The organism is Lacibacter sp. H375 (genome assembly GCF_037892425.1).
Taxonomy (GTDB): domain Bacteria; phylum Bacteroidota; class Bacteroidia; order Chitinophagales; family Chitinophagaceae; genus Lacibacter.
The window spans coordinates 55,373-77,248 of sequence record NZ_JBBKTT010000001.1; the positions used below are offsets into that span (position 1 = coordinate 55,373).

General features: G+C 40.3%; 12 protein-coding genes. All 12 read right to left on the reverse strand.

The genetic code is table 11. The features are described from left to right. Positions 1-19: 19 nt before the first annotated feature. The gene (locus WG954_RS00265; protein ID WP_340432444.1) at positions 20-1,372 is read right to left on the reverse strand and encodes an ATP-binding protein; all 1,353 of its coding nucleotides are present in this window, start codon (positions 1,370-1,372) and stop codon (positions 20-22) included. Between the two features lie 21 nt (positions 1,373-1,393). Beyond that, the gene (locus WG954_RS00270) at positions 1,394-2,362 is read right to left on the reverse strand and encodes an eCIS core domain-containing protein (protein ID WP_340432446.1); all 969 of its coding nucleotides are present in this window, start codon (positions 2,360-2,362) and stop codon (positions 1,394-1,396) included. A gap of 9 nt (positions 2,363-2,371) precedes the next feature. Beyond that, on the reverse strand, positions 2,372-7,537 hold the full coding sequence (locus WG954_RS00275) for an eCIS core domain-containing protein (RefSeq protein WP_340432448.1): 5,166 nt from the start codon (positions 7,535-7,537) through the stop codon (positions 2,372-2,374). A 92-nt stretch (positions 7,538-7,629) separates the two neighbouring features. Further along, positions 7,630-8,382, reverse strand: coding sequence for a CHAP domain-containing protein (locus WG954_RS00280; protein ID WP_340432450.1), 753 nt, complete (start codon positions 8,380-8,382; stop codon positions 7,630-7,632). A 100-nt stretch (positions 8,383-8,482) separates the two neighbouring features. Further along, the gene (locus WG954_RS00285; RefSeq protein WP_340432452.1) at positions 8,483-9,826 is read right to left on the reverse strand and encodes a contractile injection system tape measure protein; all 1,344 of its coding nucleotides are present in this window, start codon (positions 9,824-9,826) and stop codon (positions 8,483-8,485) included. Positions 9,827-9,869: 43 nt separating this feature from the next. Next, positions 9,870-12,887, reverse strand: a complete 3,018-nt coding sequence (locus tag WG954_RS00290; RefSeq protein WP_340432454.1) for a hypothetical protein — start codon at positions 12,885-12,887, stop codon at positions 9,870-9,872. Between the two features lie 11 nt (positions 12,888-12,898). Further along, complete coding sequence (locus WG954_RS00295) at positions 12,899-15,547, reverse strand: contractile injection system baseplate wedge protein (protein WP_340432456.1); 2,649 nt, start codon at positions 15,545-15,547, stop codon at positions 12,899-12,901. Further along, on the reverse strand, positions 15,544-18,690 hold the full coding sequence (locus WG954_RS00300; RefSeq protein WP_340432458.1) for a baseplate J/gp47 family protein: 3,147 nt from the start codon (positions 18,688-18,690) through the stop codon (positions 15,544-15,546). Before WG954_RS00300 ends, WG954_RS00295 begins: the two co-directional genes overlap by 4 nt. Further along, positions 18,687-19,112 carry a gp25 family contractile injection system sheath assembly initiator gene (locus WG954_RS00305; protein WP_340432460.1) on the reverse strand — a complete coding sequence of 142 codons (426 nt, stop codon included), beginning with the start codon at positions 19,110-19,112 and terminating at the stop codon, positions 18,687-18,689. The genes WG954_RS00300 and WG954_RS00305 overlap by 4 nt, the downstream gene beginning before the upstream one ends. A gap of 2 nt (positions 19,113-19,114) precedes the next feature. Then, the gene (locus WG954_RS00310) at positions 19,115-19,405 is read right to left on the reverse strand and encodes a PAAR domain-containing contractile injection system baseplate protein (protein WP_340432462.1); all 291 of its coding nucleotides are present in this window, start codon (positions 19,403-19,405) and stop codon (positions 19,115-19,117) included. Between the two features lie 5 nt (positions 19,406-19,410). Continuing rightward, complete coding sequence (gene vgrG, locus WG954_RS00315; protein WP_340432463.1) at positions 19,411-21,159, reverse strand: type VI secretion system tip protein VgrG; 1,749 nt, start codon at positions 21,157-21,159, stop codon at positions 19,411-19,413. Then, on the reverse strand, positions 21,156-21,860 hold the full coding sequence (locus WG954_RS00320; protein ID WP_340432465.1) for a CIS tube protein: 705 nt from the start codon (positions 21,858-21,860) through the stop codon (positions 21,156-21,158). The genes vgrG and WG954_RS00320 overlap by 4 nt, the downstream gene beginning before the upstream one ends. Positions 21,861-21,876: the final 16 nt, after the last annotated feature.

The window sequence follows — 21,876 nt, forward strand, 5'->3', positions numbered from 1 at the left end:
TAAATGATGAGCGGAGCAACTAAGCCGACTTTTCTTCTTTCATCAGCTCTTTACGAATACCATCCAGCAGATCCGCCTGCTGCAGCTCAGTTGTATTGCGGGCATAGCATTGCAAAACGGCAAATTGCACAGCGTTGAGGATGGAAGCGCCAGTGAGCTCATATTTATCAGCCAATTGATACAGATCCACAGAACCATTTGAAGTGAGACTATCAGGCAACGATTTTTGCCAAAGCACATAACGTTCATGAGCATTCGGGATGGGAAAATGAATAACCGCATGAAACCTTCTTACAAATGCATCATCAAGATTATGCCTGAAATTAGATGCGAGGATCATCAAACCGGGATAATCTTCCACACGTTGCAACAGATAAGATATTTCCTGGTTGGCATACTTATCATGTGATGACTGCACATTGGTGCGTTTGCCAAACAAAGCATCTGCTTCATCAAAAAATAAGATCCAGTCTTTGCTTTCTGCCCGTTTGAAAACACTCTCCAGGTTTTTTTCTGTTTCGCCAATGTATTTTGATACCACTTGCGAAAGATCGATACGATACACTTCTTTCTCAAACTGCTTCCCGATTAAACCAGCCGTTAATGTTTTACCTGTTCCTGATGGACCATAAAACAACACCCGGTAACCGGGTTTTATTTTCCGTTTTAGATTTTCATCGGCCGATATTTTGTGATGATGTTTTAACCATGTAACGATATCTGCTACCTGTTGCGAAGTTTTGTTAGGTAACACAAGATCGTTCCAGTTCATTTGTGTAGTGATACGTTTGGCAGGAAAGTCTAATCCAAAGCGTGGCGCTGATTCCCGACCCAACAATATTTTATCAACTACATCCTGCGCAAGAATAATGCGGCCACTCATAACCGGCTCACCTTCTTTCACAGGTTCTAACCACAGAATACTTTCACGGAAAAAGAAATGATCTTCTGAAAAATAGAATTGTACTTTTAAACGATCTTCAACTGAAGTGCCTGCAAGAACAAACTGTACAGTTTCACCCGTTGGTAACATACTCCTGTGATTGGTTGCTTTAACACCGCCAAACTCTGCAAAATCGCCACCACCCGGTAATTGTTCCTGTATGATGCTTTCAAAAAAATTAGGGCTTACATGTGGTACTAATGCAAGCATCAGGATGATCCACTCATCCGGGTGTTGCAAGTGCGGAATATGTTTCCCGATCTCTTCGTTATACAACTCACCATTAAACTGTTGCGCCAACCATTGATGAAAAGGAAACAACTGCTCATTAAAATGCGCTTGTATGCGTTGCGAAATAATGATCCTGAGATCGGAAAGTGCAGAATCAAGCGATGAAGTGTGGATGTTTTTATGTAAGGTGTAAAGCATTCTTAAAGATAATTAATTTACTCAAGGAGTCATAGGTGTGCCCACCATATCTGTATGCGTTTCGCTATGCGAACTCATATCAGCATAATAAGTACTTACATCGCTGTTAAATGTACGCATGGCAGCATTGTATTGCCTGATGGTTGCTGGCACTTCAAGTGTAAATTGTGGTAATGGGTTTTGTGCAATATAATCCTGGTAGTCCTGCCCATGACTTCCTTCATGAAAACCCAGTGTTGTATTGCCGGCTGCAATATCTGCCGCAGTTGTGCCTCTGCCATAAGCAGAGGTATCAGAGGAAGAAGCCCTTGTTCCATAAAATGTTTTGATGTATAATGTATACGAAAGTGTTACCGAGGTAACACGCCTGCTTCTTCCTCTCCCTGTGTAAGTTGGTATTACCCTTGGCCGCAAACTAGCGGCTGTTACTGCACCTGTTCTGTTTACTCTGATACGCCGACCATGAAATGTAACCGTTGTGCCTCTTCTTAATGTTTGATCCGGCTCAACCACCAGGTTTACACTGTTCACTGTAAATGTTGCAATGTCTGTACGAGGATCAACAACAGCAGTTGCAGGTACGGGTGTAGAACGTTGCGGCTGAATGTAACCATCAGCAACAGTACCCTGCTTACTTTGCATGACATGTGCTAACTCATGTGCCAGTAATTTTTTCCCTTCAAAAGAATGCGGATTGTATTCATTCCTGTTGAAGACAATACTGTTGCCAACAGTATATGCTTTTGCATCAAGATCATTTGCAGATACTTCCGCTTCTGTACCGGTATGAATTTTTACATCCGAGAAGTCATAACCGAAACGGGCTTTGAAGAAATGATTTGAATCATGTGATAAGCTTGATGCATTTGTGCTTTTGAAAAATGCTGTTGCTTGGCCCACATCTTCTGAACTTTTGTTTGCTGATTGAATGGAAGTAGGTTTTGTGGCTTTAGTTGCAATTTGCCTTTTCCCTCTACGTATTTTCTTCATACTCTTTATTTATAGATAGTATTGACCCTGAATGTCATTTGTAATTGTACGGTTGATATTGTGATCGGATGTAACAACTTCTTCTCCTACCGATGGATCTATTTCCTTGATTGTACACACGAATGTGGTTGGCACAAATTTTTCAGCCTCGAGAATTTGTTTCACATCAGTTAACTGCCCAACGCTATATGCATTTAGGTAAGTATAATCAGACGGCACAACAGGAGCAGCACCTAAAGGGGCATTTTTAAAAGCAATCAAACTGTCTACAATATTTATCAGGGCAGCATTTTGACTTCTGCTGTAATTAGCTGTAACAACATAAATAAACCCTTTTCCATTTTCACTTAATGGTCCTTTCAATCTTGTTTCAACTGCCGTCTCATGCGATCCAGAGCCATACCAATCCCTATTGTTCGCTTGCTGCGATAATATAGATAAGTTACTCCAGGTATCACCAGGGCCGCCCAGATTATCATTTAACAAGTGCGCTCTGATGTAAAATGTATCCTTACTTCCCATACTTGTCTTTCGCTTACGAAGAGCATCCCAATTTCCGCCACCAACAGATGGCTGACCACCTGTTGTTGCCGGATTACCATCTACTATTCTAACACGCATTGAAGAGCCAAATCCGCCATGTACACCACCATATCTTGGAGCTTCTGATGTTAACAATGCACCTGAGGTTTCTCTTATCAACTCAGCTATTTCCGGACCGATTATTTCAAGAATCGCTTGAATCTTTTGTTGCTTATCATCTTCGGACATAGTAGTGTTAGCTATTAAACCGTCTACCTGCTGTAACATTGAAACAAGACCTGCTTTTATTGGATTTAGCTTACTTTGTTTCTTTACAGGAATAACAATACTATTAATGAAATCTCCAAAAACAACTGGTGTTGATGCCATCATCATTTTTCTACTTCCTTTATTGAAGTAAAGTGTATGCGTTTCACCTTTTCGAACACTCACTTTTTTCTTTAGCCCAACCCATCCCATAATTTTTGCACCAACTTGTTTCACTTTCTCTTTGCCCTGCTTCACCTTCTCCTTCGCCCAATCTTTTGCATTATTAATACCACCTTTTACTTTCTTCACCAGTTTATCAAGCCCTAGTTTTTTGGAGAAGGCAATGGCTTTATCCAATACCCAATCAATTGCCTTGTTGATAGGTGTCTGTACAGCTTTAATAATCTTCTGTACTTTCTCAGTTATGCCATTTAACCCAAGTAATGCTGCTAGGAAACCAAGTGTGACAGGGATCATTTTTGCCAATGCATCTTCTACCATCTTTGCTGCCTGACCTAAACTTCCTTCAACGATCAATGCAACAGAATCAATGACAGCATTTACTAAATCCATGATCTGTTTGCCTCGCTCAACAAAGAACATCACTATATCATAAATGAGTTTACATGCTTTGATAAATGCACCTGCTGGATTCATTAGCCCGATCACCCATGTAATTCCTGCTTTAATGATTTTCTCAACTAAGAAATCCTGGATGGCATCCATTACCATCACCTGCAGGTTGCCCACTTTTTCTTTGATGTATCGCCACAGTCCCGGCAAACCTTCTTTGATGATGATCTGGAAAATATCAAACACTTCTTCCAAAGCTGCTACCACAGGTTCACCCATTTTCAACACTGCACGTTGGCGGATATTCGTCCATGTTAGACCGATGATCTGCATTACAAAATGGAAGATGCCCGGCAGATCCCATTTATCAGGAAGTTGCAAACCAGGCGGCATATTACCAAGCAGCCAGGCGATCAATCCCTTCTTCATGTGATCCATGATGTTCTTCACAAAATTGTCGAGCCCCATTTTCACTGCTGCAATAAGATTGCTGAGGAAACCAATCGGATCTTTAATGATCTTACCAATAACATGTGCCACTTTCGCCAAAGTTTCCAGCAACATATCTTTTAACCGGAGTATGGCTTTGATCACACCAGCTATTGCATCAACCGCTTTGCTTAGCCAACCTTGTTTTTCACTCTTGATCTTATCAAATGTTTCCTGCAACTTTTCTACATTCTTCACATAACGGTCGCCAAGTTTTTCCACTAACTCATCATGTTTTGCGTGTACGCTTTGTTCCAGTTCATCAAATTTTCCACCGATATCTGTTTTGGCTTCTTCACCAATTTTTTGCATTTCTGGTGTTAAGCTGTTCCAATATTCATCAATTGCTTTTTTCCCCTCATCAATTGCTGTAATAGCTGCATTGAGTTCTGTTTCAACTTTCGATGCAATGGAATTGATTGAAGTATTCATTGCATTCATGAATGTTGCTTTCTCTTCACGGAATATTTTTCCAATTTCCGGCGACAGTCCACCACGCATATAATCACCAACTGTGTCATCAACCGTTGTAATACCATAGTGATCATCTAAACGTCGATGTACATTCCGTTCAAACACTGTATTGGCTGCATTGGCTGCTGTATCAAATTCAGTAATGACGTTTGTTTCTAAATTAGTAAGCAGTGTGGTAACCTTTTCTTTTGTTTCGTTATAGATACGTTGAAGATTACCGGCAATTTCTTTCCGCTTTTCTTCATCTTTTGTTTTGGTGTTGTTTTTACCTTCATCAACTTTTGCCAATGCGCCTGCTCTGCCCTCATGCATCTCCGTTAGTTTTCCTGCAACTGTCGCTTTCGCCTGGTCTTCAGCTTTTGCAATTTGCGGCTGCTCCTTGGCTCTATATTCTGCCGGTGCATTGCGTGCCTGTGTTTGTGCTTCCTGTTTGCTGGAAAGTGCTTCACCAAATGTTGGTTCATTTGAATTTGCCAGTTGCTCTTCTGTAACATCGCTCTCTGCCATTTGATCATCTAACGACTGTGCATCTTTCTCCATCGAAATTTCTTCGTCTGTCTTCGGCTTTGGCGCTGCTGCTTCAGCTTTGGGAATATGCGGTTTCTTACCCGCATCTTCTGGCTGCATGTCTGCAGTCTCTTTTGGCTTTACTCCCTCTTCTGATGGTGGAGCAGAAGTTGTTGTTTCAATGGCATTACCGGCTTTTTTCTTTTCCTCTTTCACATCTGTCTTCATTCCGTCTTTTGCTTCACTCATTGCTTTTTCTGCCTTGCTTGGATGTTCGTAACGATCAACTGTTTCGTTATCATCTTTTGGCAATGCACCTTCTATGCGATCATTCAATTGTTTTTTAAATGCATCTGCATTGAATTTCTGTTTGTCCTGCAATTCCATTTCGTTCACCTTATGAAACTGCGCCTGGCTGCTTTTATCTAAGTCAACTGGTATTGCAGATGCAAGTTGTGCCGCATCGGCTTTCGATTTCGGTGTATCATGTGTTTTTTGTTTTGATTTTACTGAACCAGCCTGCTGCATGATCTGCTGATAAGCAGGATCTTCTTCCGGTGTTTTAGGTGATGTTGGAATCACTTCTGCCTTTACTTCTACCGTCCCTTCTTTTGTTTCTTCTGCCGGAACAACCGCAGAGGCTTCGTCTGTTACAGGAGCAGGCATTTCTGCTACAGTTGTTTCAGCGGGTGTGTATGGTTTTATTTCAGCAGCTGTTGAAGCAGGGGCTGATAAATATGAAGTTGACGATGCACCTGCATCGCTCATAATTTTATTGATCTCTTCAGGAGTCAGTGCTTCCGGATTTTGCGGCAGCTGTTCCTCCAGTCCATACAATGGATTAAAGAATAATTTCCACACACTCATCGATTGTGAACGTTGTTGTACCTGTGCACCAAGATTATCTTCACCAGCCGTGTTACCATCAACTGTATTCACCGTTGCATTCTTTGCACCACCTGTTGCGTTTTCTACAATTGCATAGTGATGGTATGGCGGACCTTTATATGCAATATCACCGGCACGTGGTGTATAACCGGGAGGATATGCAGACTTGATATCAACTGCAGCTTGTCCCAATTTCCATTTCTTCATTGGAATGCCACCCTTGTTCAATGCCCAGAATGTAAAGATGCCGCACCAGCTAGGCATTGCATCACGCATTACTGCCGGGCCGGTTGGATCCAAAGGATTCATTCCTTTGGCTTCTTTCTTATACCTGATATTATCAATGTGAACGCTTCCTGTTTTGTATGGTTGATTACCTTCAAGTATTGCTTCATCACCCATGGCTGTTTTAAAATATTCCACCAATCGATCTGCACCAACTCGCAAACCATCTGGTGTTGTTTGCGATGCATTTACTTTTCCTATTTGTGATTTTGCATGATGAACTGCACGTATTAATTCAGGCCGTGGTTCTGCAGTAAGTTGTTGTGGTTCTGTTTTGGTTTGAACAAAAGGAGATGTGGCAGGGCTTTTTGCCTTGCGATGAAGTGTTGCGGCACCTTGCTGAATAGTGTGCGTTAACTCATGGGCAAGCAACGAACCTCCGGATGAAGTATGAGGATTATACTTTCCGTGATTAAAATAAATATCATTACCATGTGTAAATGCCTGTGCATTGATATTGCTGCTGAGTTGTGCCGATGTGTTATTGTTGTGAATACGCACCGAGCTGAAATCAGCACCAAACCTGTTTTGCATATTATGCAATACACTATGGTTCAAAGGAGCACCTTGTCCTTTGCTTTGTTGTAATTGTGATGAGAACGTGGATGTGTGAGTTGTTGGTGGGCCACGTTCCTTGCGATGAATGACTGCCGCACTGCAGCAGTTGCTATCTGCAAATCGTTGAATGGTTTCTTCCTGTTCTTCTTCTTTTCGTTGTACTGTTTCTTCTTGCTCCTCTTCTGCTTCTTTACGCATCAACCCGGCACTATATAATTTTGGTTGAACAGTTTCTTCATTTACTTCACCCGGTTCTTCACTTCTCATCACTAAACTGCCACCGGCATTCACAATCATTTTTGGCTGGATCATTTCTTCCTGCTCATCTTCCTTACGTTGCAATTCATCTTCTTTCTTTTCTGCGATTGATGGCACAGCTGCATCAGGCATACGCATAACCTTATCAGCCGTTTCGTCGGCTTCTTTTTCCAATGGATCGTTCGGCTGACTGATATTTAATTTGGCCTGAACTGTTGAATTGAAAAATGATGGATTTGTTTTTGAACTAAAAAAACTCTCCTCACCTGCTTTCCTGAAGAAAGAAGTTTTGTCTGCAGTTGCTTTTACAGCACCTGCAGGTTTGGATGTTTTTTCAGCCGATGTAAACAATTCTTTAAAATTGAATTTGAAAAATCAAACTATAATTAACCAATTATGATCCGTCCAACGGAGCGTACTCATCATTCATTACTCATCACTCATCATTTGTATTCAATAAACCCCCGATTGATCTTTGCAATTTTCCGTTGAAGCCGAAACACGCCAATACCATTTCTGCTTCCCGCATTATTACTGTTGCCTTCTATGGTATGAATAAATCCGCCTTCTACTTTTTCAACTATCCCAGTGTGGCCTGCACTTCCGCCTGTGTTCATAATAAAAATATGTCCGGGCTTTATAAGAGATGGTTTGTTCACTGCTTCATTGGTTGTAATTTTTTTACCTGTTGTTTTATTCCAATGCGTCATTACATGTCCTGTCTTCACTAGTGGGTTTTTCTTACCCAATGTGGTTGATGCTTTATCGAATCCCCAATACACAAAGGCAGCACACCAGAACAAACCGGGAGGCAATCCAACACTTGCAAGGTATTGATCAACCACCGGGCCTTTATTACTGCCGGGAGGTTCTTCCATAACACCAAGTTGCTTGATAGCAGCCTTTACTGATTCTGCAAGCAAAGCATTGGGTGCAGTATCCGTTACAACAACAGTATCTGTGCCAAACAATGTTGACCACGTAAGCGAACCAACTTGTCCATCCACTTCAAGTGGATTACCAAACTGATCCATATGTGTTGCCTGAAAAAGTTTCACTGCATTCTTGGTTTTTACGCCATACGTGCCGGTTCCTTCGAGGTTACCAATATTCAATTCAATGAGCTTTTTCTGAATTGCTTTTACAATTGCTGTATTGCCTTCGCCTTCTTTGATAATTCTGCCTGGGTATTTCATACACTTGATTTTGGTTATGAGTTATGAGTTTAGATTTTCAAATTGCGTGATCCTCTTTCCTTATTCCTTGTTTCTTGTACATGGAGCCTTATGCCTTTTTCTAAGTCCATTCAACAAATAGGGCTTGTTTCATCCAGGGGTAACGGATAATTGAATAAGTCCAAGGTAAGTACTGCATCAACACGTCTTCTGTTCGTTGTTCCACTTGCAGCAACCATTTATCTTCTTTGTGCGACAACTTACCTGTTCGTTGCAAAAAAATTTGTTGTAACGAGGGTACTGACGATTGTTTCAATGCAGGCCAATGAACAATTACCTGTTGCAACAAGTGAAAACATTCTTCACGCTCTTCTGTAGTTAATTGCACATTGCCATCGATCACCTCATGCATTGGAACACCACACAATAATTTATATAAAGGATAGTAGATTTCATCCTGCTCTGCATCGCCAGCAAGAACCGAGAGCAAGGCACAGGCTTTCTGTTTATCTGTGATCGATTTGCGGTCTTCACTCAATATGTGCAGCTCATTAAATAAGGTAGAGATAAATGGCTGCAGTAACACAATTCCTGCATTGTGTATTATGATCGATTCCTGATCTGTCTGCAACGAAACATTTTTTGTTGCTGCTACTTCCTTCAACTCAGTTGATAATTGTTTTGATGATCTGTTATAAGTTTCATGATGATGCATCACCCATTCAACAGAAGGTAACTGTTCTTCGTTTAGCAAAACAGAACTGTTTTTTTCAGAAAGCAGAAACTGCAAATATGTTTTCAATTCAAAATGAGAGAAAGGAATCGTACGATTCCACCTCACACTTCCTGTCTCCAGCAATGTGTGCAATTCCGGATGGAGTTGTTCAAATATCCATTGTTGCACTCTTGATGGTTCATGTTTTAAAAAACGTTTCAACCTCTGCTCATCACTTAATTGAGAAATTAAAAACTGCTTCAACTGATTTGTAGACTGCACAAACGTTTTCTTCCACCAACTTAGGCGCTCATGCCATAATACAAAAGACATATACGCAGGTAAATAACCCCGCTCTAAATAAAATGCCCAAGCTTTTAATAAAAGGTTTACATCAGGTGTTCTTGCATCATTTTTCTGTTCAACTCCTGTTGAAGTCTGAGCAAACGTATTATTTTTTTGCTTCTGTACTTGAGCAACAATCTGCTCCCGTATCTGTTCACGCAAGTGGTACTCCTGCTTTTTCAAATCAAATGAATCACTTGCAATTTGTAGATCAATTGAAAGTTTCTGAATAAATAGTAACTCATCATTTAATGCAAACTCATCAAACACGTCTTCGGCCATTCGTACAAAATCATGTTGCAGGTAAGAAGCTGCGTGTTGACGCATAGTAAATACTTTTCCCGTTTCCACTCCTTTCAGGTGAAACGAAATTTTACCGATGCTATGTGTTACAGTTGCACTCATGGTATTGTTACGACTTTAATGATAGCTGGTTAACAGCCATTCATTACCTTATTGGTGGCCTGTTTTTAATTGTTGTTATTTCTCTGTTTACCACACCAATTGTTTGATCAAAGGCAGCTTTCTGCAGATTCAGTTTTTCAGTTGCCGATTTATCGGCCTGAATAATTACTTCGTTTTTAAGAGTTGCAAGTTTTACATCAACCACCTGTGCATTAGATGCCATATCACGGTTAACAACAGCAATAGCCGAATTTATCTTGGTATCAGTTGTTGCAACGGTTTGTACCAGCTTGGCATCAAATGCATTTTCAACAGATGTAACACGATCGTTTACCCCTTTAACATCCGCTGTTAACTTAGAAGTTAATTCGGTTCTTACATTGTTTAATTTACCATCAAGCAAAACAAGATCATTACCCGTTTTGGTTATTTGTGCTTTGGTTGCAGTAAGTTCGTTTGCAACAGTGGTAACCTTTGTGTTAATCCTGTTTTCTGTTTCTAATATTTTACCGTTGAACTCTGTTCTTACGCCTGTTATCAGCTCTTCAATATCGGCTCGGGTTGTTTCCCTGATACCTCCATCAGCGCTAACTTTAATACTACCTTTTGTAACAACTGTATCGTAAGATGATATTAATTTAGAGAAAGAAGTTTCATACTTGTCTTTAACTACCGCCACTTCTTTTCCAATATTTTCCCGGTTTACAAGCACATCCTGTCCAACTTTGTTTATCCTGATGTCGAAATCGTTTAATCTTTTGCCTACTGCGATATCAGCATTGTTTGTAAGATCTTTCACTCTCAACAATTCGTCTTTAACATTAAAAAGTTCAGTGTTTAAAAGTGGCCGTTTCAGAATATCTTTCGAAATGGTGAAGTTGATTTCTTTCACAGGCCTAATCGGTATGGTTGTAGTATCAACCTTCGATTCCACCAATTCGTCTTTAACAATATAGGGTAGATAAAAATCGGCTACCACTGTTTCAGTGTCGCCAATCTTCTCATACACTAAAATAAACGTACCACCTTTACAAACTCCTCCATTATGCATCATCGCAGGATTCTGTTGCAAAAATTTGCTGAAAATATAACCATCTTCAACCTGTTGTTTTTGCTTTTGCAAAATATCGCCAAGCCACAAAAGTATTCGTGGCTGATCCAGTACCCCCAGATTCTCAAGAGGTGAGCGGAAGGCTGCCGCAGTAAACAGTTTTGAATTTTTATTTATTTCTGCACCTGCATTGGCCATGCTGATGTGCAGATCGTCCCAGGCAACAGCACCAACAACTTCTTTTGACGGTTTGGATAAGGCAAGTTTTGTGGTTGCAATATGTGTATCCAATTCATTTTTTTTACTTACCAGCATATTTCTTAAAGCTTTGGGGTCGCCATAGTCTTTTGTAATGGCAGGCTGGTTTAGTTCATCGTCGTTAGGAAGATTCAATAGCAACGATTCATTATACTTCTTCACATAATCCAGCTTGGTATCCATGTGTATGCGTTCCTTGTCATAAAGCAAATCAAGGATGCCTGGACGTATTGCTTTTGGTGGTAGTTTTCTTATTCTTTCTTTTTGCAGTTGCACTCCTGCAATATCAAAGGGCAGATCAAACTGCTTTCTTATTTTATCAATGGCTATGTATGCATCATCATACGTTTTCCCAACATGCCCCTCAATTCTTAAAAATGGATATTGATCGATATCATACACAAGTGGGGTTGTTACATGTGGCAACGTGGAATATTGCTGCGAATGATAGGATAATATAGTATTGCTTTTGTTACGTCGCCACGCTTTTGCTGACCAGTGTTGTACAACCTTTTCCGCTTCATAGTAATATGGTATTGCCCTGTTACCAATTAATTCATTGATGCCTCCTGAAGGTGTGATTTTTATGATTGCCCTTTCAGGGATGTTGAATGATGCTACTAACTTTGCCAGTCTTGCAAAAAGATGCAAGGCATCTTCCAGTGCTTCGTTCTTGTTGTTGAGTATGGGCGACTCAATAAAACAGCTTCTGTATTTTTTGTTTAACCCAAAATCATCGCCTTGTAATAGTCCTAATGCCACATGCTTAGGAAAAGCATCAGGTGTAGTGCAACAGCCATAGCAAAGATCAAATACGCTTTCCTTGAATTCGCTATATGAAGCAGCCACATCTTTTAAAAAACCATACACATATTGTATACCACGAGCATTATCCGTTACGGCTTTCTTTGCAATTGAGGGAACTTTTGTGACGATATTCATTTCAACCTGGGTAAACAATTCTTTATACCCGCCATTAACCTTATAACACTGTAATAAATCACGGGCAGTTGCTGCTGCTGTTTTCAAACCTTCTTCAAGGGTATTGCTTCCATTGTTAATTGCAGTTCCATAAGTACGCAACAAATCGGCATAGCTGAAGATATTATCATTTTCATTCAACAACACACGTGGAATACTTACTTCCGGCAAACTGAAATATTCATCGCCACAACAGCCTGGATCATTATCGATCAGATCATAATCGCTACGGCTAATGGCAATAAACTTTAATTCTGAATGATGCACCAAACCTTTGTTCTCACATTCATCAGCAGAACACTGATCAGTATCAATTGTGTACTGACTCAGGTAAGCCAGCACAACCGTATTCTGTGGCTGATTATTTGCATTGAAGAAATCTGTTAACCCGGTTGCGCCTTCATTGCTTTCAACCAACTCTGATAAACGCAAAGTTCCATCCTCATTCTTAAGCTTTTCAAATGCCGGATAGTTTGCTTTATTGTCGTCAAGTTGTTTGGCCGCAACTAATACTTTGTCTGTTTCCAACACTATAAGATCACCATCGCTGGTTACGCCTACACCTTTTGTAACAGTAATATTATTTCGGTTAAACACTATGTTGAGGCCGCATACAATGCCCACACCCAACAGTCTTGCACGTGTAAGCCTTTCCTGGTAATCGAAATACTGAACTACATGATTCAGTTGCTCGGCGGTAAGCACCTGGTTATCTTCAAAATAATTGAAAGAGTTTTTTGGCGATTTGAGTTTTACAGGAATATGTTCCATACCAATTGTTTTTAAAGGTTACCTAAACTGGTTCGTCCAAGAATAAGCGGGTTGTCCGGTAGTTCGCCACAATCGGGCAGCACTCCTTTCGGCATTAAACTCCGCAGGTTAAATAAAATATCGATCAATGCTCTTGTTGCAATTAATCCTTCCGTTGTGTTTTGCTTTCCTTCCTGTTTTAGCGTAAGCCATAATTTCCATGCTGTTTCAAACTTTGCCAGCTGCTCATTATTCACCCAACATATTTTGGGATAAATGTGCGCTGGTGTTTGTTGGCGTATCAGGTTCTCCACCTGTTTCCTGAAATCCATATTTCGGAAACGTAATGTTTCAGCAGGCAACACAACAGTGATGCGGAACGAGTAAGGATCCTGCTCGCAATCTTCACAATCATTATCAGTACATACAGGTAAAAAATTCTCTTTGTTAAACAACTCATTTTCTTCTAGCAAAAAAGATGCATCCATACGCAGAAGTAAATGCTCAACCACAAACAATCCTTCATTGCTGTATTGTTCTTTTACCAGCAACATTAATTTCAGGATCGCTGCCTCGGCGATGCTTGCAGTGGCGAAGTATTCAAAACGGCGTGCAAGCAACTCTCCCATTTCATCAATTATATTAAAGTGATAGCGACCATCAGCTGCTTGTTTCAGGTCGTAATAATCACGAAGTGCTGCATGCTCCATTGCCTTTGCAAATACAGCTTCGGCTTCTGCTTTTGTTGCGTATTTCTTGGTATTGCTGAGCAATGTGCGGCTTGCATTGTCAGGATCGGCAATGCGAAACACATATTCAGCTGTTCCGTTGTTGATCTCTTCCACCACTTCTGATTTGATAGTTGAAATTGAATGACGGAAATAATTGCTGATACCAAGCAAGCGACATATCCTGTGTTCGAGACCACTTACATTATCACTATCCCACACCGGCACTTCTGTATAATTGTATCCTGCTGAACGATTTTTACTCAAATCAGGATATTCTTTCAATAGTTGAATTTTTGCCGCCAGCAATTCACTGTCCGAAACATTATCTGAAAGTGTGTACAACTGCACAGCATAATCAGTAAACTGTTCTGAAAATCGACTGAGGAGATGATCAGTAAAACGATTTAACCGGTTGGTATCTTTTTCAAAATTGCTTACGATTCCTGCGAGTGTTCCGCCGGGGTTTGCATAAGATGCTGTATCTATAATAATTTCCTCTTGATTGCTTTGTATTTCTCCGATATCATTCAGCTTTTGATAAAAGTAAGTTTGAGGTGACACAACATCTGTCAACGGCTTCTGTAATCGTAAGATATCCTTTACATGATGCAGTTGTGAAAGATAATTTCCGAGCAACTGATCATAAAACACGAGATAAGCTTTTAATTGCTTCGCTTGCGAACGACGTGTAAGATCAGCATGTGAAGGTAACCCGTAATCACTCACACCATAAACCAATGGCAGATCATTTCGTACAGAACGATATGTACTTACATTTCTGTCAACACCTTTTTCATACTGATAGTCTTCGTAGGTTTTATTTTTCTTCGCCAGCCTGTCAGCTTCCATTTTTTCCCTGTACAAATCGATGGCTTTTTGCTTATTCGCATTTACAGGCACTACATCTTTATAAAAATGTAAAGCCATCTTATCCAAGCAAAGTCCGGGCTTCCTTCCCCTGTCGATACAAAGCACCCATTCATTCTTTAATTCTTTCTCGTCATTGCAAAAATTGAACTTCACTTCTTTTACTGCAATCACATGTTCAACATCCATCATGATGGAAATGATGTCGGATAAAAACACTTTACGTTTCAAGCCCGATAGTTTTATTTCTTCATCAGGAATAAATCCGAATTGAAGAACCGGGCCATTAAAGATTTCATCCATGCGATACAGTTCAGCATTCGTTTTTTTCAACTGCCGCATTTCCGACAACGTGTATTGTCTGACATCGGGTGCTAAATAATTCTGTACCCGGTACAATATCTCCCCATACACTTCAAACGCATTCGCATTGGGTTGTATTTCCACATCAGCACAAATACGAATCTTTTGTTCTTCCACCAGTTCAATATTGCGCAGATCTTCGCAAAGATTTCTGTGTGCATGGAATCTTTCTCTTAGCTGGTCAAATACTTGCTGGCGTTTTTCATCATCCCAATCACCGCCATCAGTTGCTTTCAGATCAAGCTCCACTTTTACATCATAAATGCCATTTAACTGAAACTGGTAAAACTTATCATGTTCAGGCTTTCCTGCAACAATATGTTCATTCTTCACATCAACAAACAACGATTCATCTGCTTTCATCAACCAAGCATTTCGAATACCGTCAATATCAATGAACAGTTTTCGAAGATCGATCTCTGAAACAGGTCTTGTGGGAAGTATTTCTTTTGCAGAATAAAACTGCGATTTAAAATTGGCATCGTTGTTTTCAGCAGTTGATAAAATATCTTTCAATGGAAAAGCTGTGCGGTAGCCAAGATCAGTAATGGCATAAGAAAGCAATTCCATGATGGTGATACCGGGATCATGTGTATTGTAATCGGTCCAGAGATCCGACCCGTATCGTTCGATCCATTTCATCCCTTCTGCACGCAGAAAGGCATAATCCATGGAAGGCGATGCTGGTTTTTGTTTTGTTATGGTAACGGCATTCTTCATACGCAAACTTCTGTTTCCTGGTAAGCGGTGATCAAATGTTGGTTATGCGAAACAAGTATAGCAGCCGGGTTATTGATCTTTATTTCATCAGTATCTACACTCTGTCCGCCATTTACAATATGATACATGTTTAACTCAGTTACAAAATCAACATAGCTGAGTTCTTCAACAAAATTCAGTAACACGCTTTTACGAATATGTCCGCCAAATACAATATCGGTATCTGTTGAATAAGCCCAGGGTGTCAGGTATTTGATGAGATCATTATTTAACAGATCTGCATAAAAACCAAAATCGCCTTCTGTTGTGAATCGAATTTTAAATTGCAGCTTCACTTGCTCGTAAATAGGATTCTTTACTTGTGGTATTACAAAAAAAGGACAAAGCTCTTTCAAGTAATCTTCTATTCTTGTAATCAGGTCAAGACTTACTTTCGGTTCAAGCGGGCTGAATTGATTTTTATTCCGAACGTCCGGTACTACTACCAATGTTACATGACCGGGCTTTACAAAATCGCAAGCACAGTCTGCAGGCAGCACACTATGGTTCAAACATTTTACTTTATATACTTCGGGGAATTCCTGTAATACGATATGTTCATAATCCCAAAGATCAACTGCACGTTGTTTATGACGCAAACGTTCACTAACACGCAAATAGAAATCATCTTTTGATTCTACTGCTTTCCCTCCAAACGATGCATAAGGCTGATTTAATTTTTTTACTTCAGCAACTTTGTTAACCAGCTTATTGATGGTACCTGCAGGTGATTCATGCAATGAACTACTATTTGCAGCTGCTTTAAATGTTGCAGTTACTGCCTGCGGTATAACATCATTGAACAAACAAACAGCATCCACATCCTTTTCTACAACAGCACAAAGCCAGATCTTACCTGCATCAAGCAAGCTGTTATCGGTAGTAGCTTCAGTCGGTATCACCAAACGAATAATACCACTACGCAATAAGTGATTGGTTTCATACTTTAATATTTCCGTTTGCTTCAGTTTTCGCCACTCGTTATTACTCAACGCAAACCAATGAATATTCACAGCTTCCTTTTCCGGATTAGCTGTTCCTTCAGCTAGTTGAAAAAGAAAAGAAACCGATTGACCAGGCAGAGCTCCGGTTAATGAAAACAGAAAGTTTCCTTCGTTTTTATAAGACGGAAAAAGATAAATGCTCTTATTGAACGGAACAGTTGGACCGAATAATCTTGCTGTTTCAGTTTTTAAATAACCATGCTGTTCTGCCTGGCCAAACACCCCGAGATGAAATAATTGAATTTCTTTCCGGTTAAAATCACCAAAGCTTTCTGATGAAGGAATGATCTCTGTTGATGATGCTGTATAATTGAAACGTATTGTTTTTATTGTTGGAGTATAAGGCTCTTTTGGCAACGTAGCTACAGTTATTGGTGGTGTAGCAGTCATTGCAGTTGCTAATACATGCGGATAAATGCTATGCAAAAAATCTTTCTGTAATTCAAAACGAATAAATCCTTTCTCCGGCGAAACCGGCAGAATTGTTTTCTTAGCTACTGCGCTAACCAAATTAAAGTTATATCCAAAAAAGCCTGCGATATATAAATTGGGATTTGATATCAGCGAATGATAAGAGTTGTATGTTGAAATAAAATACGAATTGAGCCAGGGGTAAAATGAAAACAATCCTGGTGAACTTGCTGTGTTAGGCCATGTAACTGTCGACTCTGCATTACTCACATCAAACAAATTGGTTTCACCATTTTTTGATGTACTGCTTTTTACAAAGTAGTCGGCTTTAAAATATTCGTTCTTGTCAACAGGGTTTGATGGATAATTACTGTAATGCGTACTCAGCTTTTCGGGTGGCGCCAGCCATGTTACATCAAAAGAAAATGTGTCTAAATTTTTATGCAACACTTCTTCAAACCCAACATAAAATGAAGAACCTTTTCTAGGAAGAGATCCAAATGGCTGAAAAGGTTTCTTTGCATCAACTACTCCCTGATCGTTCTCCAATCGTAACCCTGCAACGCCATTTACCTTTACATCGATCTTTACTTTACTTACTGTAGAAGATTTTAATGCCCCGAATAAATTACCGGTATTGGTTGTATCGGCTTTTAATTGCATGACCGGCCAAACAGTATTAAATGATTGCCCGTGAATCGCTCCATCATATCTCACCACTTCTTCATCGTCACCTCCTAAACTATGTTTGATGGTGATGGATTGATTGCCTCCACTGAAATTATTTACTGGAGTAATGGTAGCTTCAAATGGGCCTACCCAGTTTTTCTTACCGGTATAAAACACTTCCAGCTTTTCACCATCTATACTTGTAATTGTTTGCAGCGATTGCGCAAGTCCACTCAACTGAATCGTGATGGTTACTTCTCTTGTTCCTTCTTTCAATAACAATAAGGGTGATGCCAATGCAAAACCAATTTTGGTTGATGAAAGATGTTTGCCACCAAAAGCTTTCCACCAGGGTTTTGTTGGGTCAGGTTTTGCACCAAGTCCATCAGGTGAATTAGCAACGCTTGCAAAACGAACCACATCATTTTCAGCAGGATTTAAATAGATCGTTCGCTTATCGGCAATTGTAGCTGTATTAATAATTGTGTCGTCATCTGTTGTATAATGAAGAGGTAATTTCGTTGACGCATCTTTTCCTGCATCAAACAATATGTTTTTTGCAGAGAAAAATTCGGAAGCGCCTTTCGCCAGTTCGTATACCACATGCACTTTATCAGGCTCTGCTTTCAGTTGATGCAGATCGATCACATGCTCATAATAAAAATCGAGATGCTGTTGTGTTAAGCTGTTCAATTGGTTTTGAGCAAAGCCAAACAATTTTATAAATACGAGATAAAGAGCAAACTGCGGATGAAAATCACTTCGGCTGTCAATACTCTTTTTCAGATCTGCAAGGTTAAGCCCTTGCTGAAAAAAATGTTTCCAGTTACCATCGATCGTCAATTGTTCGTTGAAGAAGTTTACCTGCTCTGCAAAATCAATAGCGAACTGCACAAGGTCGTCCATGTTTCGTTCATCAATATTCACATAGTTCTTATTAAGCAGAACTGTTGCTCTTCGCTTTAATCTGCTTGTTCCATCACGCAGCAATAATTGTTCGTATGGTTTACCCGTGATCATTCGCCTGTTGTTTTTAATTCTGTTGCTTCTGCTTTATAAAATGGGAACACATAGTTATAGCGGCTGTTGGTTGTCCGCACCTTGTAATGAATATCAATGAGTATTCTTCCTTCGAGTTCTCCTTCATCATCAATCTCCAGTTTCTCCACTTCAATACGTGATTCATAGATCAACAATGCTGTACGCACTTTGTCTGCCATAACTGTTTTAAATGTAGTGGTTACAGGATCAAACAAAAACTCATTCATATCGCACCCATACTTAGGTTGCATAATGCGTTCGCCGGTTATGGTTGATAGCAGGATATGAAGACTTTGATTAATATCTTCAACAGCTGCCACGGTATTTACCAGGCCGGTTGATTTATTAAATGATGGAGGAAAGCTCCATCCCTTACCTAAAAAATCATCTTTTACTTCCATGATTAACCTCCTATAATAACTGTTGGACAACCAATAACAATTGTTCCGCCATGTGCAGTGGTATCACCCATGCGTGCAGCAGGCATGCCACCAATTAACACTGTTGCAGATCCTTTGACAATACTATCAGGCGGTCCTGTGCAAACCAGCATATCACCAACACGTGCAGCAGGCATTCCACCAATCAAAACTGTTGGGCATCCTGCTGGCATGACAGGTCCACCAACATGCGGCACAGTTCCGTTTACCATTGGGCATACATGCATATCACCCACTCTTGCTGCCATTGACATACTGCTTAATTTATTTGTACAATCGAACCTTTTACTGTTGTTGACCCACTCGATGAAACTTCCATTGTTCCACTTGCATTCAGTTTTCCGCTGGCGCTTGCTTTCAGTTCTGCATTCAATGCTTCCATTTTAAGATCAGTCCCCGCTTTGATGTTAATTGCTTTTGCTGCTTCAATGGTGATGCCATCAGCATTCATTAAAAATTTATTACCATTTTCATCAGCTATCTGAATTTCACCTGCATCTTCATCAACAATTATTTTTTTACCGGCAGGTGTTTCTGTTGTGAACGATTTCTTTTCATCATTCCACACCCATTTCATTTCGCTGCGTGTTTGTAATCCTTTTTCATGATTATCGTTATTCTGTTGAAGCGGTGTTGCCTTTGCAGAACTATGTAAACCACCAAGGATAACAGGGTAGTTGGGATCTTCATTGAGAAATCCGATCAATACTTCATCACCTACTTCTGGCCGAAAGAAAAATCCACGATTGTTTCCTGCATCGGGCATCATCATGCGTGCCCACATACCTTCGTCCTGCATACTGATTGAAGGGATTTTTATTTTCACCCGAAATTCATTCAACGGATCTTCCAGGTCAGTTACAATACCGGTATGCAATCCTTTAATGGCCGGACCATATGCGGCTGCAGGAAATGCACTGATTGGTAATGCCGCTGCATAAGCCGTAGCATCTAAACCAAATTGTGCAGTGGTTGTCCAGCTGCCATCAAACAACTCATGACGAATACCACTGATGAAAGCATTACTGCTGAAACGATCACCAACTCCTGCAATAGAAATCATTTGACCCGGTTTCACATCTGCATAACCCTGGAACTTTGCACTGCCTCTTATTTTCGATATACGATTGCGCATGAGTTGTGCATCGGCCCATTGTTGTAATTGCGGTTCAGACAATGAACCTCCATGCTGAATGATTTGTTTGCTGTTTGCGGTTGCGTCCGACAAATCTTCAGGAGATAAATTTCCTGCTTTGCTGATGGTTGGTACTGTTGCTTCCACATCAACAAGTTCCTGGTTAGCATGGCTCCATGTTTGTGCATGAACAGTTGCAAACTGGCTACGTGCATCAATTTCTGCATCCATCTCCAGCATAGTTGCACCAAATAATACACTTAATGTTTCCGCAGCTGCAAGATCAGGTTTCTTTGCAATGAGCTTACCATCTTCACAAAAACAGATCAACCCGTTTGCTTCTGCACGTGTCATAATAAAATCCCAATCGCTTGCATGGTATTGCACAATTTCTTTTAATGCAGCACCGGTATTTTCAATCTCCGATTCCAATCCTGCATCCTGTATTATTTCTTCTATCACCTGTTGATCGCTCAACTCAGCAAAGTATCTGCTCTTTGCATACGTGCTTAGTTTAATACAGGCATCTTTTGCTTCTACTTCCAACACGGGTGATTTTTCGTTTCGTATTTTGATGGCTTGTTTTACAATGAAACCGGTGAACAACAGATCTTCATCAGCTTCATAGCCTGCCCATAGTTCAAGTTTCTTACCCGGAATAAACAAGTCTTCGTTGCTTGCAGGAAAATTTGATTGCGCAGGATCGCCATCATAAATAATCAGCTTGCAGGAAGGAATACGATAAGCCTGACGTTGTATCACAACAGAACTGATGTTGATACTGCGTGGCACATTTTCTCCTTCGATCTTTACGGTGAACGTAACAACATCGGTACCTGCTGAAGACGATGGTATGGTGCGGGTATCTGTCATGCTTTTATTTTTTCAACTGGTGGAAAAAAAAGTTCCTGTCCCACTTTTATATCACGGTAATGGTTGAGTTGATTAACAGCAGCAACCTGCAGGTATAAATTTTCATCTCCATAAATAGTATAACACATAAAGGGTAATGTATCGCCGTGCTTTACACGACGCACATGTGTCAGGTCCGGTGATTGTGCATTTTCTGCAGCTGTACGTTGCACATCTTCCACCGCACCTATGAACGAACATTTGGCTGATGCACGAATAGGTGTTCCATCGGGTTTGAATAATTTATAAGTAATACTCAGGTTTGTTAACCTGCATTTAAACAACATGGTACCCCAATAGATTTTTACGTATGGTGTTTCGTGGGTCTCTCCTACAAAATCATACACCACCTTTTTCAGTTTATTGATGGTATCGACAATTGAATGAACAACTGTAACAACAGGAACGCCACTTTCTGCAGCAGGAATACCATCACCGTTCAACACACCTGTTGCGTCGAACAAGAAATCAAATTCAAGATTTTGTGGACGGCTGCTGCTATAACGTGGCTGTGCAGCGCTTGTACCACCTGCTTGCTGCTCTGTATATTCAATCGTATGTGTAAGGGTATAAGATTCAGGATTTACCTGTACAGTAAATTCTCCATCCGGCAGTGCGCTGCTATCACTAAAATCTGCGTTGCCAAATGCCTTTAAGGTCATCTTTTGTAACTTACCC